At 68.3% G+C, this 11125-nt stretch carries 9 protein-coding genes; 4 read left to right on the forward strand and 5 right to left on the reverse strand.

The annotated features are described in order from the left end of the window. Positions 1-846: enoyl-ACP reductase (locus ASJ79_RS33105; protein WP_067954444.1), on the forward strand; the 846-nt coding region annotated here is incomplete at its 5' end. Between the two features lie 3 nt (positions 847-849). Here the strand turns inward: ASJ79_RS33105 and ASJ79_RS09350 are convergent. From ASJ79_RS09350 to ASJ79_RS09365, 4 genes are read right to left on the reverse strand one after another with little or no spacing between them, the layout of a single operon-like run. Next, positions 850-2895 carry an FAD-dependent oxidoreductase gene (locus tag ASJ79_RS09350; RefSeq protein ID WP_067954446.1) on the reverse strand — a complete coding sequence of 682 codons (2046 nt, stop codon included), beginning with the start codon at positions 2893-2895 and terminating at the stop codon, positions 850-852. Further along, complete coding sequence (locus ASJ79_RS09355) at positions 2892-6080, reverse strand: adenylate/guanylate cyclase domain-containing protein (protein WP_067954449.1); 3189 nt, start codon at positions 6078-6080, stop codon at positions 2892-2894. The genes ASJ79_RS09350 and ASJ79_RS09355 overlap by 4 nt, the downstream gene beginning before the upstream one ends. Beyond that, positions 6077-6616: a hypothetical protein gene (locus tag ASJ79_RS09360; protein ID WP_067954451.1), complete on the reverse strand. Its 540-nt coding sequence runs from the start codon at positions 6614-6616 to the stop codon at positions 6077-6079. The genes ASJ79_RS09355 and ASJ79_RS09360 overlap by 4 nt, the downstream gene beginning before the upstream one ends. After that, positions 6613-8025, reverse strand: a complete 1413-nt coding sequence (locus ASJ79_RS09365; RefSeq protein ID WP_067954453.1) for a hypothetical protein — start codon at positions 8023-8025, stop codon at positions 6613-6615. Before ASJ79_RS09365 ends, ASJ79_RS09360 begins: the two co-directional genes overlap by 4 nt. A gap of 39 nt (positions 8026-8064) precedes the next feature. Here ASJ79_RS09365 and ASJ79_RS09370 point away from each other — a divergent pair, with 39 nt between their 5' ends. Together ASJ79_RS09370 and ASJ79_RS09375 are read left to right on the forward strand one after the other, a co-directional pair. Further along, positions 8065-8793 carry a hypothetical protein gene (locus ASJ79_RS09370; RefSeq protein WP_231750796.1) on the forward strand — a complete coding sequence of 243 codons (729 nt, stop codon included), beginning with the start codon at positions 8065-8067 and terminating at the stop codon, positions 8791-8793. Continuing rightward, positions 8790-9842, forward strand: a complete 1053-nt coding sequence (locus ASJ79_RS09375; RefSeq protein WP_067954455.1) for a polyprenyl synthetase family protein — start codon at positions 8790-8792, stop codon at positions 9840-9842. The genes ASJ79_RS09370 and ASJ79_RS09375 overlap by 4 nt, the downstream gene beginning before the upstream one ends. A gap of 4 nt (positions 9843-9846) precedes the next feature. On the opposite strand, the gene ASJ79_RS09380 is transcribed toward ASJ79_RS09375, so the two are convergent. After that, positions 9847-10416 (reverse strand): TetR/AcrR family transcriptional regulator, encoded by a 570-nt coding sequence (locus ASJ79_RS09380; RefSeq protein WP_067954458.1) that lies wholly within the window; start codon positions 10414-10416, stop codon positions 9847-9849. Positions 10417-10523: 107 nt separating this feature from the next. On the opposite strand from ASJ79_RS09380, the gene ASJ79_RS09385 reads away from it, so the two are divergent. Continuing rightward, on the forward strand, positions 10524-11125 hold a 602-nt coding region (locus ASJ79_RS09385; protein ID WP_156448355.1), incomplete at its 3' end, for an NAD-dependent epimerase/dehydratase family protein.

Below are 11125 nucleotides of genomic sequence, written 5' to 3' on the forward strand. Positions count from 1 at the left end.
TCGTGCGGATTCGACTCGGTCCCCTCGGACCTGACGGTCTACGCGCTGCACCGTCAGGCGACCGCCGACGGCGGCGGCGAGCTGGGTGAGACCACGTACGTGTTGAGGTCGGCCAACTACGCCGCCGGATTCTCACGCGGGAGTGTGGAGACCATGCTGTCGCTGATGCACGCGGGCTCCGGTGATCGGGGCACGCGGCGACTCCTCGACGATCCGTACAGCCTCAGCCCCAACCGTTCTGCCGAACCTGATCTCGGTCCGCAGACCGATCTGTCGTTGCATCGGGGGGAGGAGTTCGCGCCCGAACTGACCGGTCTTTGGACCAGCGGATATCTGATGGCCCTCTACAACACCCGGTGCGTGCGCCGCAGCAACGCGTTGCTGAACTGGAGATACGGGCGGCGGTTCCGCTACCGCGAGGCCGCCAGCATGGGTTGCTCGCCGGCGGCGCCGGTGATGGCGCTGATGACCAATGCGACCATCAGCGCCGCGGGCAGACTCGGCGGCCCGTACCTGCGGATGATCCCTCCCGGCGTGCTGGAAGCCATGACCTCACGGACGGCGGTCGGCGCGCGCGACGACGCGGGCACCGGCCACTACCGTGTCGAGACGTACGCCGTCACCGCTGACAGCAGGCGGTACGTGGCCCGGATGGCCCAGCAGGCCGATCCCGGATACGCCTCCACCGCAGTGCTCCTCGGGGAGAGTGTGCTCGCGCTCGCATTCGACCGGAGCCGGCTTCCGGACCGCGCCGGGGTGCTGACGCCGGCCTCGGCGATGGGAGAGGTATTGGCTGGGCGGCTGCGCGCGGCCGGGGTGGCGTTCGACGTCGCGCGGCTGGGCTGATCGTCAGGGCATGAAGAACCCGCGGATGCGGTGCCGGTGCCCGCGGCCGAGAAGCGCGTTGGCGGCTTGCAGGCCCGAGATGACCGCGGCTTCGATGCAGCCGGCGTTCAGACCGGTATCGGTCCAGTCGCCGGCGAGGACGAGGTTGTCGTAGCCGCTCTCGTCGGAACGGAGCCGATATCGGTCGGAACCGGGGACGGACAGCACGTATCGGTCCGACGGATCGATGTTCACGCTGACGTGCTGGGTCTGCAGAGCCTCGACGCCGCGCAGCCCGTCGTTGCCGGCCAGCAGATGCCAGGCGAAGCCCTCGGCGGTGACCGTGCCCGGAAAGTACAACCCGATATGGTTTTCCAGGTAACCGACGGCGCCGTCGAGGGTTTGCCGCCGGCACTGGGCGACGTAGTCGCCCGGTTCAAGGTCGTTGGGCCACAACGTGTTCAGCGCGCCACAGAAGTAGGCCACGGTCCCGGGACGGTCGTGGTCGGGCCACTGCTCGGCCCACAACGTCTGCGGCATCGACGCCCAGGTGTCGAACGGCGCGACGTATCCGCTGGTGGTGACACCGGGAAACCTCCACCCGAGAGCGGCCTCCTCGGGCCGCAGCCACAGCTGGAATGCCTGCGTGGCAACGGTGCGCACATGCGTGGTCATGGCACGCCAGTGCGGGTTGTCCGCGACGAGTTCGGCGGCCACGAGTTCGACCATCCCGAGTGAGACGGCAAGCACCACCGAGTCGAAGTCGACGCCCCGGCGCAGCACCCGGACTTCGGCGTCGGCCCGCTCGCCGAAGTGCGACTCGGTGTTCTCGAGTCGCGGAGCCCCGTCGAGCTGTCCGGCCAGTGGACGGGCCGGGAACACCGGCAGGCCGCCGACCTTGGTGAGCGGTTCGTATTCGGTGACGCCCACGGCCAGCCTGGCCTGCCGCCCGACCGTGACGGATTCGACGGCCTGCCGCGACGCGTCCAGATGCAGGGAATCGACGCGGTGGAAGAACTCGAACCGTACTCCGCGCCGCCGCAGCACCTGGTACATGGGGGCGATGACGACGTCGCCCATGCCGGCGGTCATCTTCCAGAAGAACGCCCCCTTGTACTGGAACAGAGCGATACCGGTCAGCAGCACCGCGACCCCGGCGGCCAGTGCGGGTCGTTCGGCGTCGCCGTCCTCGAAGCCGAAGACGATGTCGTACAGTCCGCGCACCAGCGGGAATTCGACGACGTCCGGGTGTGCGCCGTGCCGCGTGATCCAGGCGCAGAAATCCTCGTCGTTGATGGCCCGGAATCCCCTCGGGTCGGTGACGAGGCCGTCGGAGATGATGCCGTGCACCACGGCGGTCTCCATCGAGACCAGCAGCAGCAGGCGGCGGGTCTCGACAGGCTGGTCGTGATCGAGGGCTGCGGCGATCACGTCCTGGGCGCGAAGCAGGATGTCGGCGGGCACGGTCAACGGCACCGGCGGCTCGATCAGACCCGTCAGGACCACGGTGGCCACGCTGCGGACCGCCTCGAGCTGTCGTGTCAGCTCTCCGGTGCGTGGCGAGGTAGCGGCCGACGTGGTGAGCGAGTCGACGAAGGCGACGACGAGCTGCATGGCGCGCACCGCGAAGTCGACGGCGGTGAACTCTGTGCCGGTCGAGTCCGGTTCGCCGGGCAGCTCGCTGTCGGCGGCGAGCCTGCCGGGCCACACCAGCCAGCCGTCACCGGACCGCTCCGCGATCCCCAGCGAGTGCGCGGGCCCGAAGGCTTCCTCCCAGCTCCGGATCGGCGAGTCCGGATCCGTTGTGGCACGGTCGAGTTCGGCGTAGCACTCACGCAGCACGGCGAAGGCGTTCTCGTAGCAACCCAGCCACACGTGCAGGCCGTGCTCTTCGATACGACCGTGCGCCCCGCGACTCGACGCCGCCTTTCCGCCGAGCCGCCACCCCCGCTGATACACCGTGATGGACTCGAAACGGTCGCGCCACCCGGGCTCACTGAGCCGCCATGCCGCGGTCAGACCCGCCATGCCGCCGCCGAGCACGGCGACCCGTTGCCGCTTCCTGGTCACCGTAGCAGCGCTCGGGCACGCGAGACCTCCGGCAGCCGCGACCCTTCCGGCAGGCGCTGGACCGCATCGCGCAGCGTCTGCCGGGCGGTATCGCCCATGAGGACGAAATCATCGGTGGCAGAGCGCAGTCCGAGAAGATGAGCGCCCTGGCTGCGGGCCAGCTCCAACGAGGAACACAGCTGCTCATGGCGCGTCTCCCGGTCAGGGAAGGTCTGCGCGCGTAGCCGCAACAACTCGGCGTCATAGAACTGAATCCAGGTGTCCTGTCCCATCTTCAGCGAGACGTCCAGGCAGTCGCGGGCCTCGTCCAGATCACCGACTGCGATCAGCAGCCGTGCGAGTACGGCGTCGGACATCGCGAGGAACGTCATCACGTCGAAGGCCCGCCACGTCCGGACGACGGTCCGCATGGTCTCGATGTGCGGTCCCAGGACGGCGCGATCGGTCCGGCCCTCGGCGAGCGCGGCCATCGCGAGTCCGGAACTCTGTTGGCTCCATCCGACCATCACCCACTCGTCGAAGTCGTACTGCCTTGCCAGCGAGATGAGTCCGGACGCGAGTTCGGCGCAGACAGCGGGTTGGCCGGACTCGGAGCGTACCAGCGCCTCGATGGATCGTCCGTAGCACAGACTGAAGGCGCCGCGCGGGAATCCGACCGCCTGGCTACGGGCTTCCATCAGCATCAATGCGTCCTCGGCACCGTCCAGATCACCCTGGACGAACCGGACGAAGGCGAGGAACGAGTACATGCCACCGATCGGATCGTTCGGGCCGTAGTAGGTGAACGAGGACGGCGCCGGCGTGTCGCGCACGGAGGCCGCCGCCTTCTCCAGCATGTCCCGCGCGGCGTGGAAATCGCCACGGAAGCCGGCCAGGATTCCCATGGTGGTCGCCATCCCCGGTGCGGCTTTCGGTGACTTGCCCACCTTCGCCTGCAGCGTCTCGGCGAGTTGGGTGCTGCGGCGCAGGTCCCCCCGGGCCGTGTAGTAGACCCACAGCGCGTTCAGCGTGGCGTAGAGCTCAGGGGACGGATCCGGACCGATGAGCTCCAGGCAACGCTCGAACTCGGCGACCGCTTCCGGGCTGGAATGGCCTTGTGCTGCCGATGCGAGATGGCCTGACTCCAACCGTAGTTCGATCTCACGGTGATCCCGCACCAGGCCGGGTTTCTCCATGGCGACGTCGGCCAGGGCCTTGGCCAGATGGGCCCGCGCCTCGGTCAGGGCGCCGCGCCTGCGGGCGTCGGTCGACGCGTGCTCGTAGGCGGTGGCCGCCTCACCGTATCGGGCGGCCGACTCGTAATGCTGGGCGAGCAGCGACCATTCGGGATCGGCGCGATCGGCGCCGGCGACCAGCGCATCGGCGATGCGGCTGTGCAGGCGGCGGCGCACGGTCGGGGGCGAGACCTCGACCGCCACCTCGCGCAGCAGTTCGTGCCGAAACCGCCAGCTCTCCTTGTCGACAGGTTCGACCACCCTGGCTTGTGCCAGGCCGGTCAGCGTCGTCTCGATCACGTCGTGGTCGAGCCCCAGCACCCGGGACAACAGTCCCTTGTCGAACCTGCTGCCGATCAGTGCGGCGGCGCCCACGAAGCGCAATGCGTCGGGATCGGCGCGCAGGCGCGCAAAGAGGGCTTCGTAGAGTGTGTCGGGAACCGCGGTCGCCCAGTCGTCGCCCAGGGTCTGGTCTTTCAGGTGAGCGACAACCTCTTCGATGTAGAGCGGGATTCCGTCGCAGCGGGTGCGGACCGCCCGGCGCGCGTCGCCGGACAGTTCCGGGTGGAGCTTGCCCGCCAGTTCCTCGGCCTCGGCGTCGTCGAGCGGTTGCACCGTGAACTCGGTGACGCGGTCACCGAGCGGTGGCAGGGTGCGCCCGGTGATGACCACCATCAGCTTCCCGGTGTCGACACCGAGCAACGTCGTCAGGACGGCGACGGTGTCGGGGTCGAACCAGTGCACGTCGTCGGCCAGGACGAGGGCCGGGCCGGAATCCAGACAGGCACGAAGATAATCCAGGACCGCTCCGGCGATGCGCGCCGACAACTTCGCGCCCTCGGATTGGACGGCCTGGTACCCGCTCTCGGCCCGGATTCCCAGCACGGGGGCCAACAGCGGGACCACCACCTCGGGGCGCAACGACCGCTGGAGCACCTCGTTCTCCAAGGCGCGCAGCCGGTGGGCGGGGTCGCTTTCGCGCTGGATCCCGCAGCGGCGCTCCAGGAGTCGCCGCACCGGGCGCAGGCCGACATCAGTGTGGAACGGGGACCCGAACAGGCCGAGCACCACCGCGCCGTCCCGTTGGGCCATCTCGACGGCGGCATAGGCGAGCCGCGTCTTGCCCACACCTCCCTCGCCCTGAAACGCGACCCCGGGCGTGCCGAGCGCGTGGTGCCGGGCCTGCTCCCAACACGACCGCAGATGCGCGAGTTCGGGCTCGCGGCCGACGAGCGGCCCGGCGGTGCCGACGACTACGTCGCGTTCCCCGAGGACGCGGAACGTCGTGATGGGCTCCGGGACTCCTTTCACGGCCTGCGGCGCGCGCACATCCGTGTGGAAGGTGTCACGGACGACGAGTTCGATCGCCTCGGACACCGCGACCGAGCCGGGGTCGGCCACGCTGCACACCCGCGCGGCGTAGTTCGCCCCGAGACCGTAGATGTCGTCATGGACGGTGTCGAGGTACACCAGCCCGCGATGGACGCCCACCCGGACGCTGATGCCGAACCCGAACCGGCGCTGCACCCGCTCGCTGAGTTCGGCTATCGCACGGACGATGTCCAGGCCGGCGTACACCGCGCGGTGCGCGTCGTTCTCGTGGGCTTTCGGATGCCCGAAGAGAACGAGCAGACCATCGCCCTTGACGGATGCGACGTGGCCTTCGTAGTGATCGACAAGGCGGACGACCTCCTCGCGGTAGCGTCCGATCACCGTGCGGTACACCTCGGGTTCGACGCGGGTGGACAGCGCCGTCGAGTCGACCAGGTCGGCGAACATGATGGTCAGCCTGCGGATCTCACCTTGTTCGTCGGGTGCGGTGAGCAGATCCTCGGCGTCCTGGTTCCCGTCGTCGGCGGCCAGCACCTGGTCGGCGAGAGCGTCGGCGGTTCGCCGGTCGCCGCGGTTGATCGCCTGTACCGCCCTGTTCAACAGGTCGTCGATCGGGGTGGGGACGTCGTCGTCGTTCACAGCCCGACGGTGACCGACACCTCGTCGGGCACCAGATCCTGGGGCGACAGGTTGGTCGCGGCGGCGGAACTGCTCAGCCGGACAGTGCCCGCGTAGTTCGAGCCGATGAACCTGTGGTCGACGAGGACGATCCGGAACCTGTCGATCCCCGCGGGCAGGAACGGCGGGTCGAAGGCGACGGCGGGCGGCTGGATCGTGACCTCGGGCAGGCCGACCCGGACGAGCGGTCCGACGAACTCCAGGTCGCGAGGGAATGTCCGAGGGGTGACGGTGATCTCCTCGGACGGCAGCGGCGGCCCCAGCGTCGAGGGCACCGGGAGGCAGCCGCCGCTCTTGATGAGGGTCTCCAGGAATGCCACATAGGCTTTCACCCACGCGTCGATCAGACCGTGTACCAGGCCGATCCGGCCGTCGATCCCGAGACCTTCGGCCGAGTCGCTCTGCGCGGCAGCGGTGTTCCAGAGCCGGCTGGTGTCCGCGATGAGCTTCTGAGTCGTCGCCCGGTGTACGTCGACGGGATTGGTCGGACCGGTCATTTCGCGCTTCCCTTCGGCTTCGACAGGGCCAGCATGATCCGCCACGGCTCGCTGGCGATGCGCGCGCCGACTTCGGCGCTGTACTGCGCCAGGTCTGTCAGCGTGAGCTGACCCGACATCCACTTGTCGGTCACGTCGAGATGTCTGGTGGTCATGTCCTCGACGCACTGGACGGCCATGGTGATGACGGTCGAGGCCGCCGAATTGTCCGGGTGCGGTGCAGGGGAGGACTGCGCCGTACCGTCGGGAATCTCTGGGGCGTCGAGCCACGGAGAGCGGTACTCGCCTTTGCCCGGTGGCCGCTTCGCCGAGCCGAAAAGCATTTCCATTGTGGCGTAGGCGTATCCGAATATGCAGACGAACCGCCCCTGGGTGAACGGGCGCATTCCCTCGATGCGCACCACTTTGCGGGTGCGCACCGCCACCGGCGGCGCGTCGGGGTTGCCCTGCGGGGCCCACATGTTGATGTAGCCGCGGTCGATCGTGATGCGGCCGTCGCTGTCCTGGTCCGGAAGCGGGTCGTTGAGATCGTAGTCCAGACGTGCGCTGTGGCTGCCGGGCAGATCCACCGTGGTCTTGAAGAACTTCAACATGGTTTTGAGCTGGATGCCGATCGGCGGCGGGAACGCGCAGATCCCGACCGTCTCCAGCACTCGCCGCCAGCCGTCGGGACGCAGGTTCCGGTACTCCATGTGGCAGAAGAAGGCGGGGTAGTTCTCGTCCCAATTCCGGGGATCGGCCACGCCTTTGACTTGATTGAGGGACACCTCGAGTGAGGTGAAGTCCGTGTCGACGACGATCGCGTCCCGTCCGCCGATCGACACCACCGACGGCCTGCAGAGAGGCACCGCGGCGGCGTCGGCGGAGAGCACCCCCAGCGCGACGAGTTGCTGCGCGACGTCGTACCAATCCTGCCAACCGGTGAACTTCTGGTCGAAAAGGGTGATGACGGTTTGGAGTTCGTCTCCTTCGTCCCCTTCGTCCCGGAACGCCTGAGGGGCGGCGGGCCATTCCGAGCCGGACGGTTCGGGGAACGTCAGACCGAGCAACGAGACCAATGCACTCCTGGCCCTCCCGGTGGTGGGGTCGTCGAACGGCAGCGCGACGCTATCCGGGACGTTCCTGGTCAGGTGAATCACCGCGCCGAGGGCATAGATCAGTCGCGCCTGCTCCGGCGCGGTCGGCTCGGAACCCGTTTCCTGCAGCGCCAGGATCGCGTTGGTGGGGTCGGCATCGACCTGCGGGACCCCGGGAAGCATGAACGCGAGCAGTTCCCGGTACCACCCCGGGGTCGACGAGCTGCCGGGGAGGAACCGGTCGGCGATTTCGGCGACACGCGGATCGCCGGTCCGGACGGTCGCGGTGTCCAGAGCTCCCTGTAAGTCGAGTATCGCGCGCAGTACCGACATGCCCCCTCCTGCCGTCGTATGCGCAGCTAGCATACCGTCATGGAGGCGTTGGCGCCGGTGAATCCGAGGGAGGCGAAGCGCATGGACGCAGGGGGCGGGGGTAGATCCAGCAACGATCTCCCGTGGGCGTCGGTATTTGATTCCGCAGCAAACCTACGGGCGCTCAGCGCAATTCAGGCTGACGGCTTTCGCGCTGCGAGCGAACTCGTCGACCGGTTCGTGAGGATGGCCTCGGCAGGCATCGGTGCCTACGGTCAACCGGCGCAACCGGTTACCCCAGCGGGCGCTCAAGATCGGGCGGACCTGTTCGGGGCCACCGGATTGGAGCCGTTCGTGGCGTCGTGGTGGGCCATGGTCGAACAGTTCCTCAAACTGCCTGCGCAGTGCGAGCAACCGTCCGGCGCGGCCGAACCCACGCTCGATCTGGCGACGGCGACGGCGTCGGGATGCGTGAGGCTGACAGCGACACCGAACGGTGCAGCTACCTCTGAGCTGTGGTTGCGCAACAGCGGATCCGTTGACTTGGGAAAGATCCGGCTCCGATGCGGAGGGCTGTTGGCGGACCACGGTGCGACCATCGGGCCGGAGGTGACGGGATTCGACCCCGAGATCGTACCGATGCCGGGACGCAGCAGCCGGGGTGTCACGGTGCAACTCGAGCTGGCCCGGCAGACCGCCCCGGGCACCTATCGCGGCATGGTTCTGGTCGACGGGCACCCGGACGTGTGGCTGCCGCTGGTGCTGGTACTTGGGCAGGGTGCGCCGTGACCGGCACCGTCGACCGCAGCGATTTGATCGGCGAGGTCGACGATCACCTGCGGAGCGTGGCCAAGACGGTACGGCGCGGGATGCTCGATGCGATTCCCGACGGAGAGCCGGTTGATTGGCTGTATGCGCCGATGCGCGAGTATCCGTCGCGTCCCGGCAAGGCGCTTCGGCCGGCGCTGTGTCTGGCGGCGAGTCGCGCGTTCGGGGCCGAACCCGGAGCCGTGCTGGACATCGCGGTCGCGATCGAGTTGCTGCACAACGCGTTCCTGGTGCACGACGACATCGCCGACGGCAGTCAGATGCGCCGGGGCAGGCCGACGCTGGCCGCGGCGCACGGCGTCGCCGCGGCACTCAATGCCGGCGACGGTCTCGCGGTGGTGGCCAGTCAGGTGCTTCGCCGGGCGACCAGGCAACTCGACGACGCCTTGGCGGATCTGGTGTGGCATGAGTTCGACACCATGGCGATGCGCACGCTGGAGGGGCAGGCCATCGAAGTCGGCTGGCAGCTCGATCAGGTGGAGGATCTCGGTCCGGCCGACTACCTGGACCTGATCATGCGGAAGACGTGTTGGTACACCACGATTCACCCGTTGCGCGTCGGAGCCCTGGTCGGTTCGGGCGGAACCGTGGACCTGGATCCGTTGGTGGGGTTCGGGTTTCATTTCGGTGCGGCGTTTCAGATCCGCGACGACCTGCTCAACCTCGTCGGCGACGAACGGATGTACGGCAAGGAGATCCTGGGCGATCTGTACGAGGGTAAACGGACGCTCCCGCTGATGCATCTGGTGTCGGCGGCCACCGGCACCGACAAAGACGTGGTGACCGGGTATCTGCGCCGTGGCCGTACGCAGCGCACCCACGACATGGTGACCGAGGTGCGCCGGCTGATGGACGACTACGGCAGCATCGAGTACACCCGCGAGTACGCCGAGGGGATCCTGCTCGTCGCCGAGGACTACTTCGAGCACGCGTTCGCGGCGGCGGTGCCCGGACCCGATCTGGAGTTCCTGCGCTCGCTGGTGCCGTACGTGTGGGCGCGTTGGCGCTGAGCGTTCAGTGCGGGCTGCCGAGCACGGTGCGCGTGATCGACTCGGCGCGGTGCGGCGGGAAGGACCGGCCCTCGCCGAGGATGGCGTAGACGATGCCGCCGACGATCGCGTCGGTGGCGTCCTGGGCCGCAGCGCTCGTGAAACCGGATTCCGTCAGTCGGTTCCGCACCGTGTCGTGCAGCGGGTGACTGAAGCCGTCGTGCAGCCGGGTTGCGGTATCCGGGTTCTCCATGCCTGCGGTGGTCAGGACGCGCAGCATCGCGTTCCCGCGCGGCGTGGTCAGAGCCGTCGCGAGATCGACGGCCCAGGCGCAGACGTCGGCGGTCACGTCGTCGGTGTGACCGATGGGTCGCAGAATCCGGTCGGCGTCTTCGAGGATCACGTCGGCGACCAGCGCGTGCCTGCTGGGCCACCACCGGTAGATGGTCTGCTTACCGACCCCCGCGCGGGCAGCCACCGCCTCGATCGTGAGCTTGTCGAAACCTCGTTCCAGCAGCAGTTTCCGGGTGGCGCCCATGATGGCCACCCGCGACTTCTCGCTGCGCCGCCGCGGCGCCGCGGTATCGGTGGCCATCAGAAGTCTCCGGTCGGCTTTACACGCTGTGGCATCGCCCGTAGTGTGCCACAAGACGAGACGTTGCGTCTCGTTTTAGTGGTGGAGGAGAGCCGGGTGAGGGCGTGATGGCGGGAACCAAGCTGGTGATCGGCGCCAGCGGCTTCCTCGGGTCGCATGTGGTCAAGCAGCTGATCGCCGGCGGCGAGGGCGATGTGCGGGTGATGATCCGCAGCACCAGCTCCACGCGCGGAATCGACGGTCTGCCGGTGGACGTCCGCTACGGCGACATCTTCGACACCGACGCGCTGCGCGGCGCGATGGCCGGTTGTGACGTCGTCTACTACTGCGTCGTCGATGCCCGCCCCTGGCTGCGCGATCCGCGGCCCATGGTGCGGACCAACGTCGACGGGCTGCGCAACGTTCTCGATGTCGGCGTCGAGGCCGATCTGCACCGCTTCGTCTTCACCAGCTCGATCGCCACGATCGGCCTGGCCGACGGCGGGCTCGCCGATGAACGCACCGCGCACAACTGGCTCGACAGGGGCGGCGCCTACGTCCGGTCCCGGGTGGAGGCCGAGAACATGGTGCTCGGGTACTGCGCGGAGAAGGGGCTGCCCGCGGTCGCGATGTGCGTGTCCAACACCTACGGTCCCGGCGACTTCCTGCCCACTCCGCACGGCGGCATGCTCGCCGCTGCGGTGCGGGGCAAGCTCCCGTTCTCCATCGA

It is taken from the genome of Mycobacterium sp. NAZ190054 (genome assembly GCF_001545925.1).
Classification (GTDB): Bacteria; Actinomycetota; Actinomycetes; order Mycobacteriales; family Mycobacteriaceae; genus Mycobacterium.